Here is a 19624-nt window from a genome sequence, read left to right as displayed (position 1 = left end):
TTAACTTTAATCAATGCTTGCGGGAATAATTTTTATTTTTTCTGTCGGAGTCGGAATATCGGCCTGTCTTGCTCTTATTATTATATTGCTTGGCCGGGCGTGATGATTTGTCGCGTTGATATGATTGAGTCTGACTCTTGTTCTTGCTGTGAGTAAAATTTTTGCGTTTGTCTCTGCGTTCGAGTTCGTGTTTTAGCTCGTTCTCAAGATTATAGCCTTTATTTTTTGCGCTGAGGACTGCTAATAATTTCGCGATAATAACTTTCGGAGCTGCACGTGTGATTAAATCTGCCGCCCATTTCACGCACTCGCCGTAATAAGAGTCAACAGGTGCTGCAAAAATTTCCTGCTCGGCCGCGTCTCTCCATGCTGAACGAATCTTATCAATTCCGGGAATATCAACCCATTCAGTTTTTATGCTTGTATCACGCAGCATTTCTCTGAATCGGCGCATTTCAGGAGGCGACAACAACACGAGATTCACACCTTCATGACCTGCCCTGCCTGTTCTGCCGCTTCTGTGTATGAAAGTTTCTTTATCGTCAGGGAGGCCTAATTGTATAACGTGACTCACGCCTTCAATATCGAGTCCCCGTGCAGCAACGTTTGTAGCGACCAGACAAGGCACAGACCCCGATTTAAACGATGCAAGTACGGCGTTACGTTCGCTTTGAGTCATATCGCCCTGAAGAGCTGCCGCGCTGAATCCGTGATCTTGAAGTCTTTGCGCGATCTCGATTGATTCCATTTTTGTGTGGCAGAAAACTAGACTTCTTGACGGGTGCTCCCATAATAAGACATCAACGAGTCCCTCGAATCTTTTATTTGACGGAATCTTATAGACTCTGTGCAAAATGTCTTCATGCTGTGAGTCCTCGTCATCGATTGAAAGCGTTATAGGATCGTTTAAATATTTGTTTGCTAACTCTTTGACTTCTGCGGGCATTGTTGCGGAAAACAGCCAGCGTCTACCCTCCGGCAAAGCGTCAAGAATTGACTCGAGTTCATCACGAAATCCCATATCAAGCATTAAATCGCCTTCATCGAGAACGACATTTTTTATTTCGCTTGTGTCGAGAGTCCCGCGCCTGATGTGATCTCTGACTCTTCCGGGGGTGCCTGCGATAATTGCTGCTCCGTGCTTGAGTGTGCGTAATTGCGGGTAAATGTCCATGCCTCCGACGAGTGAAGCTGTAGAAACTTTTAAAAATTTTCCGAGAAAGTCGGACTCTTCTGCTGTCTGCTGTGCTAATTCTCTAGTTGGTGCGAGAACTAAAATTTGCGGCATTTTTTCGCCGATTTTCAATTCCTGCATTAACGGCAGTAAGAACGCGAGAGTTTTTCCTGAACCTGTTTTAGCACGAACTATAAAATCATGATTCCAGCCTTCAGATAAAACTCTGTCCTGCACTTCCATAGGGGTATCAAAGCCGCGCTCACTTAATGCACGCAATAATTCTTTTCTGAGGCCGTATGAAGTAAAATCCAAAATATTTTATTCCTCCAAAAATTTATTAGTGCTATTATCGCATAAAATTAATAAATTCGTTGTGAGTAAGTGATTTGCTGAAATATTTGCTTTAACTTTACAAATTAATGGGCGTTGCTCGTAGATTCTGCATAAATTATCGTCGCTGTCAAAATTTTTTAATTCGGGTACATGCTTTATAGTGAAAACACTTTAAAAGCTATAAATAGGCAAAATCTTATCGGTTGCTTCTTTGGTTGCAGCATAAACACGTATGAAATAATTTACGGTGCGAACATTACAACTATAGAATTCTGATAAAAATTTTTCATTAAAGTCTTTCGGAAACATGCATTTATAATTACGGGCGGGGAAAATAGCGCGATAAAAACGGGTCGCACACATACAACAAATTTTTTGTAAATATATAAGCTCAACAAAAATATTTATTCATATACTAGAGATGGCGAAGAAAATTTTTACAGCCATGTTATATAATAAATTACGCGTAAATCAATCAGGAGGAAAATTTTCATGAAAGCATTATTCTTGAACGGCAGCCCCAGAAAAAATTTTAATACCGCGCAACTTCTTAATAAAGCAATGGAAGGCGCAAAATATTCCGGCGCTGAAGTCGAATTAATAAATTTGTTCGATTATGAGTATACAGGCTGTAAAAGCTGTTTCGCTTGCAAAATAAAAAATAGTACAACTAACGGAATGTGCGCAATTCATGACAAAATCCGCCCCGTAATCGAGAAAGCTAACGAAGCAAATGTAATTGTAATCGGTAGTCCGGTTTATTTCGGCTATCCTACGGGACAAGTACGAAATTTAATCGAGCGTCTTTTGTTCCCGCTGGACACATATTTAATTGATGATCAAGGCCAACGCGTAAAAATTTCTCATAAACCAGTGCAGACAGCAATTATTTACACGATGAACTGTCCTGAAGATTTATCGCACAAATTTAATTATGATATTCTCTTAGGGTTTACAGGCGAAGAAATGAGGCGTTTATACGGTCATAACGAGATTTTATACTGTTACGAAACATATCAATTTAGCGATTACAGCAAGTACGACATTAATTTATTCTCTGAAGAAGAACGCAGAGAACGCCGCGAAAAAGTTTTTCCCGAAGATCTGCAAAAGGCTTATCATTTGGGAATCAGGCTCGTAAATAATGCCCGCGCAAAATGGAATCCTGAATTTGACTGGGAGAATCATCAAAAATTGCTCGAAATATTAGCTGATGCATGGAAAAATTTAAACGCGTCCGAACTGCTTAAATATATTCATCCCGAATTTCAATATGACTCTCAAAAGGTACTTGCTTCAATGTATGCAAATGAATATCCCGACTACATAACCGGGAAATTTAATACAATACGTAAATGCGGCTCAATAATTGATGTCTCCATAGTGAAAGATCCTTACTTCGGGGGAAATATGATCAGGCTCACTCAAGATAAAAATAATCTTGCATATCTCAGAATCAAGACTACAGCAGGCAAAATTTACAAAATGGACATGTGCATGTTCTAATAAATTAAGAAGGTGAAATTTCTCATGCAGCCCGTAATTATCGGTACAGTCGGAGCAGGTTACGCCGCCAGACTCCACGCAAACGGTTATAAAAATGTCGCATCAGTCCCATTCAAGCTAAAAACTATCTGTGACGTAAACACAAAACTTGCAGAGGAAATAAAGCAAAATTTTAATTATGAACGAGTCGAGTCAGATTTTGATTTAATGCTGCAAGACCCAGAAATAAATTTAATCGACATCGTAACACCTCCGTTTTTGCATATCCCAATGGCGATTAAAGCTCTTCAGGCCGGGAAAAATGTAATCTGCGAGAAGCCTTTAACAGGTTATTTCGGTCATAATGGCGAGGAAAGAATCGGACTCACTACCCCGCGCGCCCTAATGTATGAAAGCGTAATTAACGAGATGAACAAATTGCGCGAGGTCTTGAACGAGTCAGATAAAAAATTTCTTTACGCCGAAAATTTTATTTATGCGAGTCCGGTTCAGAAAGCTGCAGAAATTATCAGAGCAAAGAAATCTAAAATTTTATTCATGAAGGGTGAAGAGAGTCTCAAAGGCTCAAGCTCACCGGTCGCAGGCAAATGGAACAAAACCGGCGGAGGGACTCTAATCAGGACAGGGACTCACCCTTTAAGCGGCATGTTATGGCTTAAGCAGCAGGAAGCACAAGCACGAGGCGAAAATATAATAATTTCCAGCGTTTTGGCCGACGTTGGAACGACTACAAAAATTTTGACCCCTCATGAACACCGGCATATTTCAGCAAATCCCGAAGATGTAGAAGACTTTGCAGCGGTAACTGTAACTTTTTCTGACGGGACTAAATGTTTAACAATCGCAAGTGATACGGTCTTAGGCGGAACAAAAAATTATATCGAGATTTACTCAAATGACTCGGCCTTAATGTGTAATATAACCCCCACTGATATATTAAATACTTACTTTCTCGATGAAGAAGGACTCGAAAACGTTTATATTTCTGAAATGCTGCCGGGTAAAACCGGTTGGAACAAAGCATTTATCAACGATGAAATTATACGCGGCTATTCTGGTGAGTTAAGAGACTTTCTAGAGACTATCGCATATGACAAAGAGCCGTTATCAGGATTTAATATCGCGTTTGACACAGTGAAAATAATTTATGCGGCTTATTTGTCAGCTCAAGAGGGACGGCGCGTAAATGTAAACTAGTGAAATAACGTAATGAATTTAGCGCGAAATTGTTTATAATGCAAGCACACAAAATTTTTATTCAGGAGTGATAAATCAGTGAGTGAAAGATTCGTTTACAGCTTGAAGGATGGCGACAGCTCCAACAGGCTTTTATTAGGCGGTAAAGGCGCTAACCTCTGCAAAATGGCGCAGTCAGGTCTTCCCGTTCCCGCAGGTTTCGTAATTACAACTGAAGTGTGCCGCAAATATATGCAGGATCCCAAAATTATGGACTCAATCTGGGATGACGTGAAAAAATCTGTTGCACAATTAGAGCAGGAAACCGGCAAAGGCTTCAACGACGGAAAAAATCCGCTGTTAGTCTCTGTTCGTTCGGGTGCGCCTATTTCAATGCCCGGAATGATGGAAACTATTTTAAATCTCGGACTCAATGATGAAACAGTTAAGGGACTTGCAGAATCTTCCGGAAATAAGAGATTTGCACTTGACTCTTATCGCAGATTCATTCAGATGTTTTCAAGCGTTGTCGATGAGGTAAATTTTGATTTATTCGAGGCAGCACTCGCAAAGGCACGCAAAGAGTCAGGAGCAGAGCAGGACTATCAAATCCCAGCAGAACAGCTCGAAAAATTATTAGTCGAGTACAAAGCAATCTACAAAAACGCAATCGGCCAAGACTTTCCGACAGATCCATGGGTTCAATTAAGGCGCGCAATCGAGGCAGTATTTAAGAGCTGGAATATCCCCCGCGCAATAACTTACAGGAAAATTAACAAAATTGATGACAGCTTAGGAACAGCAGTGAACGTTATCGCAATGATTTTCGGCAATCTCGGCGACGACTGCGGGACGGGCGTTTGTTTTACCCGTAATCCTTCGACAGGCGAGAATAAATTATACGGCGAATTTCTCATTAATGCTCAGGGTGAAGACGTTGTTGCAGGTATAAGAACGCCTATGCCCATTGCTGAACTTGAGAAAAAAATGCCCGATAATTATAAGAAACTTTGCGAACTCACAAAACTTCTTGAGAATACTTATCAGGAAATGCAGGACATCGAATTTACGATCGAGCGCGGAAAATTATTCTTGCTTCAGACAAGAGCAGGAAAACGCACAGCAAGTGCAGCCGTAAAAGTCGCTGTTGATATGGTCAATGAGGGATTAATCGACACGAAAACAGCTGTAACGCGCGTATCTCCTGAGCAGGTCGAAATGTTGTTACACAGGCAGGTCGACAAAAACGCAGCTCTTGACGTAATCGCAAAAGGTTTACCAGCTTCCCCCGGTGCAGGTGCAGGAATGCTCGTATTTTCTGCTGATGAGGCCGAAGAATGGTCAAGACAAAATAAACCTACAATTTTAGCGCGTCCTGAAACGAGTCCTGATGATATTCACGGATTATTTGCTTCAAACGGTGTTGTAACGTCAAGGGGCGGAATGACGAGTCATGCTGCTGTTGTTGCTCGCGGAATGGGTAAACCGGCTGTCTGCGGCTGCGAAAGTGCAATTATCGACGTTGACAAAGAGACTCTCACTGTCGGAGATAGAGTCTTCAAGAAGGGCGATTTTGTAACAGTTGACGGCACTACAGGTCAATTACTTGCGGGCGAAGCAAAAATGATTGATGCAACTTTCAGCGATGATTTCAAGAAAATTTTATCATGGGCTGACGAGAACGCGACTCAAATGGTCTGGGCAAATGCTGACACACCCGAAGACGCAAAGAGAGCTCGTGAATTTGGCGCAAAAGGTATCGGACTTTGCAGAACTGAACATATGTTTATGGGCGTTGACAGATTACCGGTCATGCAGCGTTTAGTTGTAGCACTCGGCACAAGTGAGTCAGGCAAGGAAGAACGCAAAGACGCTCTTGCAAAATTGAAGGTCATGCAGAAAGAAGATTTCTTAGGCATATTCAAAGCTATGGACGGACTGCCGGTTATTATTAGATTGCTTGATCCGCCTTTACACGAATTTTTGCCGAAGGAGCCGAATATTTTAGAGGATCTCAAGAAAGTAGCACCCGACTCACCCGAAGCCAAGCGCTTAAATGAGACTCTCGAAAAAGTTCATCAGCTCCACGAAAATAACCCTATGTTAGGATTCAGAGGCTGCCGTCTTGGAATGATTTATCCGGAAATTTACGAAATGCAGATGAACGCAATTTTTGAGGCAGTTGTCGAGCTCACAAAGGCAAATATCACCGTCAAACCTGAAGTCATGATCCCATTAGTAGGCACCAAACCAGAAATGAAATTTTTCCGTGAAATGGCCGACAGAATCGCAAATGAAGTCATGCAGGCAAGCGGCGTTAAGTTCTCATACTTGGTCGGGACAATGATAGAAGTTCCGAGAGCTGCTCTTGTTGCTGACCAGTTAGCAGAGTATGCACAGTTCTTCTCGTGCGGTACAAACGATTTGACTCAGACGACATTGGGATATTCACGCGACGACGCAGAAAATAAATTCTTGTTCCAGTACATCGACAAAGGAGTCTTCAAGGAAAATCCATTTGCAGAACTTGACAGAGACGGCCCCGGACAGCTTGTAAAAATGGCGGTCGAGAAAGGACGCAGCGTGAACCCGAATTTATCAGTAGGAATTTGCGGCGAACACGGCGGGAATCCTTCTAGTATTGCATTCTGTCATAGCGTTAATTTGAATTATGTTAGCTGCTCACCGTTTAGAGTCCCAGTTGCGAGAATAGCGGCGGCTCATGCGGCATTAGGTGTGTTGAAGTAAAAAATTTTGTTGTCCCTCCTGTTTTTGCGGGAGGGATTTATTTATGCGTTCTGACTTTTCCAGAAATCAACAGCTGCTAAAAGTTTAGAGTCTTTATTGACGCTGTAATATGGATTCAAGAATAAATCTGCTTCTTTGTAACCTGCCTTAGATAAAATATTTACTGCCAGGCTTTCGATTATGTCGCCGTTAGAGTATTCATGCATATTATTATCAATTTTATAGAGCATATACCCTAAAAATTTATGCGGTTCTGGTATTGAGTATAAATCTCCACAGTAAGTCCAGTATAAATTTGCGAAGTTGACTACAGAATCAGGAGATATACATTTCTCATGAAGATAATTATTCCATGCTTCAAAAACTTTCGGCCAGCCATATTCAGCAATAAGTTCATTTGCTTTGTCAAGATATTCTTCCGAAGCTTCGTCGGAAATTTCTTCATCCCATACACGATTAAATAAATACTCAGTTTTTAATTTTAATTGTTCGTTTTCCATTTATTGAGCCTCCATTTAGAAAATTTGTAAAATGATAAGGGATTTTCTTCAAAAAGCTTTTGCAGATATTCCTCAACCTTGTCTAAAGACCTTATATCGGGTTTGTAATGTCCGCTTTGATTGTCTGCTCTAAAGATTCTGCCATCCCTAAATTCAATTATACCAGCGCACTCAACTTCAGGGTCTTTACCGCCTATTAAAGTTGGGTGTGGTGCATGTCCTGTAGCATTATTAGGATTTTCCCGCTTACCAAATATAATTTCCCCTCTTTTGTCCATAACATATGTAAATTCTCCTTGCGCTACATCTCCATTACGTTGATGAAATTTATTGCCTCTTCTGGCTTCACGTAAAGAAATAGCAGAAGGATTATTAAAATATCCAGTTTCCTTGTTATAAACATCAGGATCTTTCTTGTCCTTCTCCAGCATTTCACGCACGACATGATATACATCTGCATATGGCTGCGAGCCTCCTTTAGTCTTTGAATAACGTCCGCTTATACCTGTCCCCATTAATTATTACCTTCTTTCATGTGCCTGCGTTTTATCCAGTTGTCATATTGCACAAATTGAGCATAGTTAAAATATTTACCGAAAATTGACTCAGGCATTGCACCATAAACAAGCACAATTTCAGGTTCTAATGTTTCCATCATTGACGCGAGTCCTGCCTCAAAGAAAAATTTATTTTCTTTATCTTTTATGCAGCCATATGACCCTACAGAAATAATGCTGTGTTTTGCGACTCCTAGAAATGCAATTTTTTCCGGCAAAATTGAATCTCTATACGTGTCTTCGCTTCCCCAGCGGATATTTGGAATAACGTACAGGCCTTTACGTTGATAATAACTGCCTATTAACCGGCTGTAGAAAAGATTCGTTATTTGCATGGACAAGGGCATATCTCTATACATTGAGCAGTCCGGAGAAATAACAGCTTGAAATTTTCTCAAATCGTCAAGATAGCGCGCAGGATTTAGCAGTAATTCAGAAAAATTTTCTTCACGCTCATAAAAGCATATTGCAGAGTTAAAATCTGATATATTATTGCGCTCTGAAAACGGCGTAAATGAATCCGGAATTAATATTTTTGACGGCTTATTTATAACTGGTATCTCATGAACACCATCAAAAATTGTCCCTGCTGATAGTTCGGAAATTGTTACATTATTTAATATTAAATGACGTATAATTTTCGTCATATTATCGCCTCATCCTTATAATAATATTTGTATATCATAATTGCAATTTATATCATTTATAATATATCAGATCCGTATAATAAATTTAGCGCACAAAAATTTATTTCCCTGCAAAAATTGTGATAATATCTATAAAATTTTTTATAGCAGTTATTACAGGAGGCAAAAATTTTTAATGGACACTAAAGACTATAAAGATACACTCAATTTACCCGTTACAAATTTTCCTATGCGGGCGAATCTCTCAAAACGTGAGCCGGGCTTTCTTGAGTTCTGGCACTCTCACGACATCTATCACAAAGCACTAAACGCGCGAAAAGATTCACACGAAAGTTTTCAGCTTCACGACGGCCCACCCTACGCAAACGGCGATATTCACATCGGTACAGCGTTCAATAAAGTTCTGAAAGATTTTATTATCAAAGCGAAGACAATGACAGGACGTTATACACCTTATGTGCCGGGCTGGGACACTCACGGACTACCGATTGAATTAAGGGCACTCAAGGACGGCGGACTCTCGAAATTAGGTACAGGAATCGATCCCGTTGAGTTACGCAAAAAATGTAAAGAAACAGCACTACATTATTTAGACGTTCAGCGCGAAGAATTTAAGAGACTCGGTGTGCTCGGTGAATGGGAGAAACCTTATTTAACGCTTGATCCTGCATTCGAGCATTTAGAGTTACACGCCTTTGCAGATATGGTCGCGAAAGATTTAATTTATCGCGGATTAAAGCCGGTTTACTGGTGCACAGATTGTCAAACAGCTTTGGCCGCCGGAGAAATTGAATATTGGGATGAAGAGTCGCCCTCCGTTTATGTTGCTTACCCGATTCCAAGTATAGCTCAGAAATTCCCGGAGTTCGCTAACAAAGAAGTAAATATTGTAATTTGGACGACAACTCCTTGGACTCTTCCTTCAAGTGCTGCCGTTGCTGTTCACCCGCGCTATGATTACGGATTCTATGAGGTTGACGGAAAAGTTTATATTCTCGCTGAAGGGTTAAAAGATTCTGTCAGCAAAGCAACAGGACTCAATTTCGGCGACGCAGTTAAACTCGTAAAAGGCGCAGACCTCGAAAATTTAAAGCCTCTTCACCCATTTTACGAGCATGAAATTTTAGTAGTGCTTGCTGATTATGTAGAACTCGAAACGGGTACAGGCTGTGTGCATACATCACCGGGGCACGGCGTGGAAGACTACGAAACCGGAGTACGTTACGGATTAAGAGTCTTCAGCTCTGTTAATCATTCAGGACATTTCGAGCAGGAATTACCCATTGTAGGCGGAATGAATTTAACTGACGGCGGAAATAAAGCACTTGAGTTAATCAAAGCTAAGGGACGATTATTAGGACTCGGCAAAATTATGCACAGTTACCCTCATTGCTGGCGATGCAAGAAACCCGTTATTTTCCGAGCAACAGATCAATGGTTTATCAATGTCGCAAAATTTAAAGATGAAGCACTCGACATAATTGACAATAAAGTAAAATGGATTCCTGAATGGGGTCATGACAGAATTTATAATATGGTAAGTTCGCGTTCTGACTGGTGCATATCGAGACAAAGAGTCTGGGGCGTGCCTGTTCCCGCTATGCACTGCAAGGACTGCGGAGCTTTTACCCTCACTCCCGAAAGAATTAGAATCCTCGCCGAAAAAGTTAAAGACTCTCCCGACGGCACTTCTATATGGTGGCGTGAAAGTCTTGCAAATTTATTCGGGGACTTGGCCAAGTGCGACAAATGCGGCTCTCACAACGTCGAGAAGGACAGCAATATTTTAGATGTCTGGTTTGATTCCGGAGTCTCTCACATGTCAGTACTAAATGAAAGATTCGGACTCAATTGGCCGTGTGATATGTATCTTGAAGGCAGCGACCAACACCGGGGCTGGTTCCAGTCTTCATTACTCACAGCTACAGCAATCAAAGGCGAGGCACCCTACAAACAAGTTTTGACTCACGGTTTTACGCTTGATGGTGAAGGCCGTAAAATGTCAAAGTCTCTGGGAAATACTGTCGCGCCTAAAGAAGTTTGCGATGAGTTCGGAGCTGATATTTTGCGTTTATGGGTTGCTTCAACAGATTATCGCAATGACGTTAGAATCTCTAAGGAAATCCTAAAATCTTTGTCAGAGACCTACAGGCGAATCAGAAATACAGCGCGGTTCTTGCTGGGCAACTTGCACGACTTCAGCCCCGAAAAAAATTCACTCCCATACGATAAATTATTGTCAATGGATAAATGGATTCTTGACCGCCTGCACAGGATCATTAAACGTGTACGCGAGGCATTTGAGGATTACGAGTTTCATGTGCCTGTGTCGATGATTCATTCTTTCTGCGTTAATGAGTTGAGCGCGTTTTATCTCGATATCAGCAAAGACAGATTATACGTTGAAGGCGTTGACTCACTCACCCGACGCAGCGCACAAACTGCAATGTGGGAGATTCTTTCATGTTTGACTCGAATGTTAGCGCCGTTAATCAGTTTCACAGCTGAAGAAATTTGGCAGGAAATGAGACAGATAGACTCTAGCCTTCCTGAGAGCATATTTTTATCTGACTTCCCAGAGCAGGACAACGCAAAATTAAATGACGAGCTTAATTCTTTATGGGACGAAGCAGTTAATTTCAAGAGTGCAATTAGCCGCATGCTTGAGACTATGAGATCAGATAAAACAATCGGGACTTCACTTGAAGCAGCTGTACAGGTCAAGAAAGATAAATCACTTGCTAAACTCGCTGACTCATTCACGACCGATGAACTTGCAGATATTGCTATTGTCTCAAAATTTGAATGGGTCGAAAATTTGACTCTGCCGAAATTATTTGTTGACTCTGAAACAGGCTTTGAGATCGCCGGAGGATTCACAACTGGTAATAAATGCCCTCGCTGCTGGAAATATTCAGAGCATGTGAACGAACACGGACTTTGTGAGAGGTGCGCCCATGTTATGCACGAAGCATAGTGATGCAAAATTACAGGATTTAGGCGGGGGAGTCTCGCGCAGGATTCTGGCATACACTGAAAAATTAATGATCGTTGAAGTAAATTTTTGTGCAGGAAGTATAGGCAGTGTCCACACTCACCCGCATTCACAGAACGTTTATATAATTTCAGGGCGATTCAGATTCAACGTTGACGGCCAAGAAGTAGAAGTCAGCGCAGGGGATTCACTTGCATTTACTCCGAATTTGCCGCACGGGACTGTATGTATTGAAACGGGGACTCTGTTAGACATTTTTACGCCCATGAGAGAAGATTTTATCAGTAAATAATTTGCTGCTGTTCCCTCTGTGAAATATCAGGGGGATTTTTTTTATTATTGCAATATAGAAATTTTTTGCTACACTTACACGGTAAATACTCAATTCATAAAGAGGGAATATATACAATGCAACACAAATTTATTAAGCATTTTATAAGTGTGTTAGTTCTAACTGTAACCGTGTTCAACGGGATAGCACTAACTAACGTCAAGGCCTATGCTGTTACTCCGCAGCAAGTTAATGACGCAGTAGATAAATTCTCTAGCGCAATAGGTAAGTTTGCAGCAAAAGATGCAAGTGAGAACATAGGCAAAATCGCAAATTTCTGTAATCGTTTGGGCGGAATTACATCTGTTGCTTCAGGCGTTATCGGAGTTCTTCAGATGACCGGAATTATTAAGGATCCGACAGTACAAATGCTTGGGCAGATACTCGACGCTGTAAAAGATGTGCAGACTACGCTCGATAATATGAATCATACCCTCAATCAAATCGCGCAGGATCTTATCAATATACAGATAGCCCAGCAGGAAATATCCAGAAACAATAATGCAACTACAATGTCAACGAACTGGAATAACTTCAATACTAACTACACGGAGAAATTAGCAAATTATGTAGTTGCGTATCAGGCAAAAATTAATTCCGGTATTCAAGCATGGTGGAATCAGACTTCACACGACGGCGTTTATGTGCTCATGACGAAAAAATACACTGAAGAAGGAGCACTGACATATTCAAAGCAGAATTATAGTGCAGGACTTCCGGCAACATCCGACATCAACAATGAAACAGTAAATAAAGAATGGAGTATCGGAATCCCTTCAGCTTATATGCCTAATACAAGCGCAACGACATTTAATGTCGACACATACCGTAATGACTTCAAAAATTTAATGATTACTGCGCTTGAGAACGCTATAACAGCCAACGCACTGGATTCGAACTGCGGTGCTTCAGTAAAAAGCGAGTACAACGGCTCATCTAAGCAGGCAATGCTGGAAAGTTACGCGGAAAATGTTTTGAATACAGTAATTTATAAAATATCCTGCCAAGTCATGACTGAAAATAATTCTTGGGTAGCAGAAGTCCTAAGCAATTACACGCATTATTGCGATAACATTCTTCAGCGGGACTCAGGTATTAACGCATTCCTGAATTATATATATTTAACACATGCATTTGAGGGAGAAGTCAAAGACGACATAACTAATTTCTTAGATGCTATGATAGCACAGGTCGGTTTCTACGGAGAATTTGCACTTACCTGCGCGGGTCAGGACAGTTTGCAGACAACGGACACAAAAACACAAATACGGGACTACTTCGTAAATACTGTATTAAGCATTAATAACAGGAAAAGTAAAGCCATTACCGGATATGATAATTACTGCTACATCACCGGAACGATACTTCAAGCGTCAACGCCGAAAATTAGTTATAGTATGAATATACATCTTTCAGCCAAGGGCCTCACATATGACGGCTGCGATGTAAATAATTGGTCTCTAGAAAATATATCTACTATCGTAGACAGTGTTTATTTGCCGATAATCTACAAGCAGTATACGAAATTGCCTCAGGGAACAAATAGTTTTGGAGAATATCTCCACAAGTACGGAGCACAGGGTGATACCGATAATAAGATCTATATGACTAACTACCGCGGGGCGGAGGATTTTTCCTTTGGGGAAGGTATATATATGAAGGCGACCAAGTATGTTGGTGATTATTTTTCCGATGGGAGCTGGTATCATATTGATGTCGGCACAGGTTCAAAAGTGGAACAACAATATTATCACTGCCATGATAAAGTAATGGCGGATTTATTTGATTGTAGTAACGGCAACCCGCCTTCAAATACGATGCTTGCTGCAAGGGCTCTGTACGGTGAATCGCATTGGTACTGGGGCTTTGATGAAGCATGGGCGTTCCATACAGAGCCTTCTGGTGTTGATTTTGCTGCCTGGGATAGTGGCAAGGTAACGTGTTACTTTTTTGTAGATACACTGTCTTCTCAAGTTTATCATGGCAGCGTCATTACAGCAGGCAGGACGTCAGATATAAGTTCTATAGCCAGCCTTAATTTAGATATTGATTCATCTGACATTGAAAACCCGTTCTATGCATTTGAGTGTGTGACTCTGACTCCTGGAATTTCCGACAATGACACCCCGCACTATATGAATCTCAGCAAAGATATTACTGACGTTTTGCTTGAGAGTGATTCATTCACATATACCGGTGATCCGATCGAGCCTGCTGTAACAGTTTTATGCAGTGATGATATTGTGCCTGAAGACGGCTATACAGTAACGTATATTAATAATACAGAGTCCGGCGATCATGCAGTAGTCAGAGTACAAGGCGTTGGGGACTATTCAGGAACGATAACGAGACACTTTATGATAAGTAGTTCAAATTATGCAGGTTCAGGCAGCGGAGGCTGTAATGCAATTAGCGGCTTAGGTGCTGTATTAGGACTTGTATTCGTGATTAAGAGATTCCGCAGACATTAATAATTACACACACATAATGCCCCGGTTTTCACGAGCCGGGGTAATTTTTTTCCTTCATATGTGAATGACATTATCATACAAAGATGGGATTGCACTTTGAATAATTCTAAACTTTGTGCCGTGATTATGTCCTGTGCGTGCGTCAATATTTCGTTCTCGTATGTTCAGCAGAAATTTATCAAGAGAGAAGCCCGACAATTGCATAATATCTGAATATCTGTAAAAATATTCTCCGTTTTCCTGTTTCACATCAGCTATTATGTAGAAACAATTTCCTAATTTTATCCCGGCCTTATGATATAAATCGTAAAATCCCCAGTACGGCATATAATCTTTATCATATTTCAGCCTGCAATTTTTTATAAGCTCGTTTTTCCAGTCAGCTGCTTCACCGCCTATTTTATCAGGATCAAAGTTTATTGTTACTCTTTCATTTTTTGAGTCTATGTCAACAAAGAATCCCCGCAATGTAGGCCGCATATAACATAAAGTCTGCCTAAAACTTTTTTCGCTGTCAGGATACTTTATTCCGGCTTCTTTATGTCTCCAGCCGTAATTCAATAAAAGATAGTCAACTATATGCAATGCTCTCGGCGAAGGTTCCAAATGAAATAACGTCAACAAAGCTGTAGTATTTCTTCTTTGAGTCTTTAATTCCCATTCAGCAGCATTAGGAATAGGCAAATTATTTTCTGCAATGCCTAATAAATCCTCAAGTGTATTTCCTATTGCACCGTCATTATTTGTATTACGATGATTCTTTATCCAGCCGATATTTCTTATTTCCTTCAAAGCGGCAATAAGAGTTCTCTTTGTGTACTTCGTAACTGACATGATAGTCTCTCCTTGGCCATTTCGCAGTATTCCGGGGCAATCTCTATACCGATAAAATTTCTGTCAAGTTTTTTCGCCGCAACTGCCGTAGTACCGCTGCCCATAAACGGATCTAAAATTATGTTCGCGTTCGTACTTGATATTATGCGTTCAATCAAAGCTACTGGGAACGGTGCCGGGTGCTTATTCTTCATTTCTTGCGGGAACTCCCACACATCACCGAATGAGTTTGCGTGCGGAACGAGTTTAAATGCTGGTTTCGCTATCAGATATATAACTTCATAAGTAGGCAGAAAATAGCCGGGATTGAAATTTATTCCGCCCTTACGCCTCCAGATTATTATTTGCCTGAGGGGAAAACCGTCAATTATTTCGCGTCTGTCTTGAAGCAAACCGTTTTGCACACGCCATTTGTGATTATAAAATATTGCTCCGTCGTCAGTTATGAGTCTCATCATTTCACTTAGACATTCACGCTGCCACTTCACATATTTGTCATAGGGCATATTGTCGTCGTAAGTTGAGTAACCTTTTATTAGCGCAGCATTAGCCCATTTTCCGCAGCTCCCGTTTTTAAGGCCGTTTCCCGTTGAGTTCTTCAAGTTATAGGGCGGTGATGTAACAACTAAATCAACGCTCTTGTCAGGAATCTTTTGCATTTCCTCGACAGCGTCCCCGCAAAGAAATAAATTTTTTATCTCGTCGATTTTGTACATATTTGAAATTATAGCGTGAAGTTAAATTTTTTTCTGCTAAAATATTCTAAACTTTTTTACGCTGATATTTATTTATGAAGGAGAGTAATTTTTTTATGGCACGCGTTTATTATGAGAAAGACTGTGATTTAGGCAAACTTACAGGCAAGAAAATTGCTATCATCGGCTACGGTTCACAAGGCCACGCACACGCAATGAACTTACGCGACTCCGGCTGTGATGTCATCGTCGGACTCTACAAGGGCGGAAAATCTTGGCCGATCGCTGAGAAAGACGGCTTTACAGTTATGACCGTCAGTGAATGCACTAAGGCAGCAGATATTATTATGATACTCATCAATGACGAGAAGCAAGCCGACATGTACAAATCCGAAATCGCACCCTACTTGACAGAAGGAAAAACTATCGCATTTGCTCACGGGTTCAATATTCGTTATAAGCAAATAGTTGCACCTAAGGGAGTAGATGTCTTCATGGCTGCACCTAAGGGACCCGGCCACACTGTAAGAAGTCAATATGTCGCGGGTAAAGGAGTTCCATGTCTCGTTGCTGTTGAACAGGACGCGTCCGGAAAATGTCTCGACACTGCACTTGCTTATATCGCTGGAATCGGAGGTGCGCGCGCAGGAGTCCTCGAAACAACAATGCAGCAGGAAACAGAAACTGATTTATTCGGTGAACAAACTGTTTTGTGCGGAGGAGTCGTCGATTTAATGCAGTGCGGATTTGAAGTTCTTTGCGAGGCTGGTTATGATCCTGTCAACGCTTATTTTGAATGCATTCACGAGATGAAATTAATTATTGATCTCGTCAACAGAGGCGGAGTCGCTGCTATGAATTATTCAATCTCTGACACGGCTGAATTTGGCGAGTACGTATCAGGCCCGCGCGTTTTACCTCATGACAAAGTAAAAGCTAACATGCGAAAAGTTTTAGCTGACATTCAGGACGGAACTTTTGCAGGACGCTGGATCGCAGAAAACAAAAACGGCCGCACATTCTTTAACTCAAAGCGCGATCAATTGGCCAAGCACCCTATGGAAGTAATCGGCAAGGAATTACGCGAACAAATGTTATGGAAGGACGGTTCAAGCCTTGACGACGTATCGAAGTGATAATATCAAATCGGGCGTTGAGAGAACTCCTAATTTGAGTCTGCTTTATGCGCTCGGGTTCACGAAAGAAGAAATTTCACGCCCTATAATCGGAGTCGTTAATTCCTTCAGCGAGATAGTGCCAGGTCATATGCACTTGAATCAAATCGCAGAGGCCGTCAAAGCAGGAATCAGAGCAGCAGGAGGAACGCCTATAATGTTTCCTGCTATTGCTGTGTGCGACGGGATTGCAATGGGTCATATCGGGATGAAATATTCTTTGGTCTCGCGTGATTTAATTGCAGACTCTACAGAAGCAATGACTCTAGCTCATCAGTTCGACGGGCTTGTAATGATTCCTAACTGCGATAAAAACGTTCCCGGCTTATTAATGGCAGCTGCACGCGTAAATATTCCTACAATTTTTTGTGCGGGAGGACCTATGCTCGCAGGACACTTGAAGGACGGCCGGCGCACTTGTTTGAGTCATATGTTCGAGGCTGTAGGAGCTTATCACGCAGGAAAACTTGACGAGGCCGGAGTCAATGACTATACAGAAAATGCCTGCCCTTCGTGCGGTTCATGTTCAGGAATGTACACGGCTAATTCTATGAACTGTTTGACTGAAGCTATCGGCATGTCATTAAGGGGCAACGGGACGATTCCAGCTCCTTACTCCGCAAGAATAAGACTCGCGAAATTAACCGGCATGAAAATTATGGAACTCGTCGAGAAAAATATTTGTCCGCGCGATATTATGACTCAGCAAGCATTCAATAACGCAGAGGCCGTTGACATGGCGTTAGGCTGCTCAACAAATACAATGCTCCATTTGCCTGCAATTGCTCACGAGGCCGGAATAACTATAGATTTAAGCCACGCAAACGAAATCAGCGAACGCACCCCGAATTTATGCCACTTAGCGCCGGCTGGTGATACTTTCATGGAAGATCTTGACCGCGCCGGAGGAGTCTATGCCGTAATGAATGAGCTTGCGAAGAAAAATTTAATTGACACGAGTTTAATTACTGCAACGGGAAAAACTGTCGCTGAAAATATCGCAGACGCACATAACCTCAACGAAAATATTATACGCCCGATCGATAAGCCATATTCACCGAACGGAGGAATCGCAGTATTAAAGGGTAATCTCGCCCCGGACGGCTGCGTTGTGAAGAGGTCTGCTGTAGCTCCTGAAATGATGAAGCACGAAGGCCCCGCAAGAGTCTTTGACTCAGAAGATGACGCAATCAAAGCAATTTATTCCGGAGAAGTCATCAAGCCCGGCGACGTTATTGTAATTCGCTATGAAGGACCAAAGGGAGGCCCCGGAATGCGCGAAATGTTGAATCCTACAAGCGCAATTTGCGGAATGGGACTCGATACAAGCGTTGCACTTATCACTGACGGCAGATTTTCAGGCGCAACAAGGGGAGCAAGTATCGGCCATGTTTCACCGGAAGCAGCTGCAGGAGGTAATATCGGACTCGTTCATGAAGGTGATATTATTGCGATTGACATAAATAATTACAGCATAACTCTGAAAGTTTCTGATGAGGAACTCGCAAAACGCCGCGAAAATTGGACTCCCAACGAGCCAAAAATTAAAACCGGTTATCTTGCGCGTTATGCAAAACTCGTTACGAGTGCCGACAAAGGCGCAATACTCGAATAAAAATTTTTCCCCGGTCATTAACGGCCGGGAATTTTTTTTGCGCTACTTATTGCCCCAGACTACTAAGCATTCACCGGGATAATCAATTTCGATTCTTGAGGAACCGGGTATAATCTTCATAAATTCATCGACAGAATAGCCGCTAAAACAATTCTCAGAAAATTCATTCCAAGTTATATAGCCCGCTTTTGATTTCAAGATTACTTTTTCCATGTAATAATCCTGAATCTCGCGCCTTAATTCAGTGAAAGCATAATTACTCATGAAGAAATCATAATTGTCACTCACATAAATATGTCTGCCGTCGATGTAACGAATATTTCTGCGTCCCTCGTCGTAGTGAGACAAAAATTTTTCAGCGAGGCCAAGTACTTCCGGCAGATCAAAAAGTGAATATGATTCTATCGGTAATTTGTTTATTATGATTCTGCATTGTCCGCCGTAACCGACTCCTATTTCTGCAACAGTTTTTATTTCGCTTGTGTCGAACATTGAAATTATATCGCCGAGAACTTTTACATATCTGATTGTAGTGCTTGAGAGATTAATTTTCCCGCCGTCAAATTTTACGGGATATACTCTCGGATTGCCGTAGAGGTCATTTTTTGCAAATTCCCGCCAGTCTTCAAATGTCGGACTGAAATTTGGAATCTTTGCAATTAATTTCAACATATGGCTGCCGTATTCTTCTTGTTCGCTGGTACATTCAAGAATGCGGTTATAGAAACAATTGCGCTTGAAATCTTTAAACACTGAATCATATTTTGAAGCAAGATAGCACACTAAAGGATATAACTGCGAAAATAACGCACAACAGGCCTTAACGCTGGAAAATGTTTCTTCATGAACTCACGCATTATGACT

General features: G+C 41.4%; 15 protein-coding genes. 8 read left to right on the top strand and 7 right to left on the bottom strand.

All coding sequences use genetic code 11. The annotated features are described in order from the left end of the window. Positions 1-10 precede the first annotated feature (10 nt). Complete coding sequence (locus IJT21_01470; GenBank protein MBQ7576916.1) at positions 11-1489, bottom strand: DEAD/DEAH box helicase; 1479 nt, start codon at positions 1487-1489, stop codon at positions 11-13. 513 nt (positions 1490-2002) lie between these two features. Here IJT21_01470 and IJT21_01465 point away from each other — a divergent pair. The 3 genes from IJT21_01465 (at position 2003) to IJT21_01455 (ending at position 6940) form a co-directional block, all read left to right on the top strand. Continuing rightward, positions 2003-3016 carry a flavodoxin family protein gene (locus IJT21_01465; GenBank protein ID MBQ7576915.1) on the top strand — a complete coding sequence of 338 codons (1014 nt, stop codon included), beginning with the start codon at positions 2003-2005 and terminating at the stop codon, positions 3014-3016. Positions 3017-3040: 24 nt separating this feature from the next. Further along, positions 3041-4213, top strand: a complete 1173-nt coding sequence (locus tag IJT21_01460) for a Gfo/Idh/MocA family oxidoreductase (protein MBQ7576914.1) — start codon at positions 3041-3043, stop codon at positions 4211-4213. 78 nt (positions 4214-4291) lie between these two features. Then, a complete protein-coding gene (locus IJT21_01455; protein MBQ7576913.1) occupies positions 4292-6940 on the top strand; it encodes a pyruvate, phosphate dikinase in 2649 nt (882 codons plus the stop codon). 41 nt (positions 6941-6981) lie between these two features. Here the strand turns inward: IJT21_01455 and IJT21_01450 are convergent, their stop codons facing one another. The 3 genes from IJT21_01450 to IJT21_01440 are packed head-to-tail and all read right to left on the bottom strand — an operon-like array spanning position 6982 to position 8644. Then, positions 6982-7440, bottom strand: a complete 459-nt coding sequence (locus IJT21_01450) for a hypothetical protein (protein ID MBQ7576912.1) — start codon at positions 7438-7440, stop codon at positions 6982-6984. After that, entirely contained in the window at positions 7422-7955 is a 534-nt protein-coding gene (locus IJT21_01445) for a hypothetical protein (GenBank protein ID MBQ7576911.1), read from the bottom strand. The genes IJT21_01450 and IJT21_01445 overlap by 19 nt, the downstream gene beginning before the upstream one ends. Next, a complete protein-coding gene (locus tag IJT21_01440) occupies positions 7955-8644 on the bottom strand; it encodes a DUF4417 domain-containing protein (GenBank protein MBQ7576910.1) in 690 nt (229 codons plus the stop codon). Before IJT21_01440 ends, IJT21_01445 begins: the two co-directional genes overlap by 1 nt. Before the next feature lie 175 nt (positions 8645-8819). On the opposite strand from IJT21_01440, the gene ileS reads away from it, so the two are divergent. The 3 genes from ileS (at position 8820) to IJT21_01425 (ending at position 14441) form a co-directional block, all read left to right on the top strand. Continuing rightward, on the top strand, positions 8820-11621 hold the full coding sequence (gene ileS, locus IJT21_01435) for an isoleucine--tRNA ligase (GenBank protein ID MBQ7576909.1): 2802 nt from the start codon (positions 8820-8822) through the stop codon (positions 11619-11621). Further along, positions 11602-11931, top strand: a complete 330-nt coding sequence (locus IJT21_01430; GenBank protein MBQ7576908.1) for a cupin domain-containing protein — start codon at positions 11602-11604, stop codon at positions 11929-11931. The genes ileS and IJT21_01430 overlap by 20 nt, the downstream gene beginning before the upstream one ends. A 116-nt stretch (positions 11932-12047) precedes the next feature. Beyond that, a complete protein-coding gene (locus IJT21_01425) occupies positions 12048-14441 on the top strand; it encodes a hypothetical protein (protein ID MBQ7576907.1) in 2394 nt (797 codons plus the stop codon). A 54-nt stretch (positions 14442-14495) separates the two neighbouring features. On the opposite strand, the gene IJT21_01420 is transcribed toward IJT21_01425, so the two are convergent. Further along, a complete protein-coding gene (locus tag IJT21_01420) occupies positions 14496-15275 on the bottom strand; it encodes an MvaI/BcnI restriction endonuclease family protein (protein ID MBQ7576906.1) in 780 nt (259 codons plus the stop codon). Further along, on the bottom strand, positions 15230-15934 hold the full coding sequence (locus IJT21_01415; protein ID MBQ7576905.1) for a site-specific DNA-methyltransferase: 705 nt from the start codon (positions 15932-15934) through the stop codon (positions 15230-15232). Before IJT21_01415 ends, IJT21_01420 begins: the two co-directional genes overlap by 46 nt. Positions 15935-16086: 152 nt before the next feature. Between IJT21_01415 and ilvC the strand changes: the two genes are divergently transcribed. Together ilvC and ilvD are read left to right on the top strand one after the other, a co-directional pair. Beyond that, complete coding sequence (gene ilvC / locus IJT21_01410; protein ID MBQ7576904.1) at positions 16087-17106, top strand: ketol-acid reductoisomerase; 1020 nt, start codon at positions 16087-16089, stop codon at positions 17104-17106. Further along, complete coding sequence (ilvD, locus tag IJT21_01405) at positions 17087-18760, top strand: dihydroxy-acid dehydratase (protein MBQ7576903.1); 1674 nt, start codon at positions 17087-17089, stop codon at positions 18758-18760. The genes ilvC and ilvD overlap by 20 nt, the downstream gene beginning before the upstream one ends. A 42-nt stretch (positions 18761-18802) precedes the next feature. Here the strand turns inward: ilvD and IJT21_01400 are convergent, their stop codons facing one another. Beyond that, positions 18803-19543, bottom strand: coding sequence for a putative sugar O-methyltransferase (locus IJT21_01400; protein MBQ7576902.1), 741 nt, complete (start codon positions 19541-19543; stop codon positions 18803-18805). Positions 19544-19624: the final 81 nt, after the last annotated feature.

The organism is Synergistaceae bacterium, assembly GCA_017443945.1.
GTDB lineage: Bacteria > Synergistota > Synergistia > Synergistales > Aminobacteriaceae > JAFUXM01.
The sequence above is the reverse complement of the archived record's forward strand: the minus strand, read 5'-3'. Positions and strand labels throughout refer to the sequence as shown.

Coding starts and splice junctions, on each gene's coding strand:
- IJT21_01465 (MBQ7576915.1), top strand. CDS start 2,003: ATGAAAGCATTATTCTTGAACGGCAGCCCCAGAAAAAATTTTAATACC.
- IJT21_01460 (MBQ7576914.1), top strand. CDS start 3,041: ATGCAGCCCGTAATTATCGGTACAGTCGGAGCAGGTTACGCCGCCAGA.
- IJT21_01450 (MBQ7576912.1), bottom strand. CDS start 7,440: ATGGAAAACGAACAATTAAAATTAAAAACTGAGTATTTATTTAATCGT.
- IJT21_01445 (MBQ7576911.1), bottom strand. CDS start 7,955: ATGGGGACAGGTATAAGCGGACGTTATTCAAAGACTAAAGGAGGCTCG.
- IJT21_01440 (MBQ7576910.1), bottom strand. CDS start 8,644: ATGACGAAAATTATACGTCATTTAATATTAAATAATGTAACAATTTCC.
- ileS (MBQ7576909.1), top strand. CDS start 8,820: ATGGACACTAAAGACTATAAAGATACACTCAATTTACCCGTTACAAAT.
- IJT21_01430 (MBQ7576908.1), top strand. CDS start 11,602: ATGTTATGCACGAAGCATAGTGATGCAAAATTACAGGATTTAGGCGGG.
- IJT21_01425 (MBQ7576907.1), top strand. CDS start 12,048: ATGCAACACAAATTTATTAAGCATTTTATAAGTGTGTTAGTTCTAACT.
- IJT21_01420 (MBQ7576906.1), bottom strand. CDS start 15,275: ATGTCAGTTACGAAGTACACAAAGAGAACTCTTATTGCCGCTTTGAAG.
- IJT21_01415 (MBQ7576905.1), bottom strand. CDS start 15,934: ATGCAAAAGATTCCTGACAAGAGCGTTGATTTAGTTGTTACATCACCG.
- ilvC (MBQ7576904.1), top strand. CDS start 16,087: ATGGCACGCGTTTATTATGAGAAAGACTGTGATTTAGGCAAACTTACA.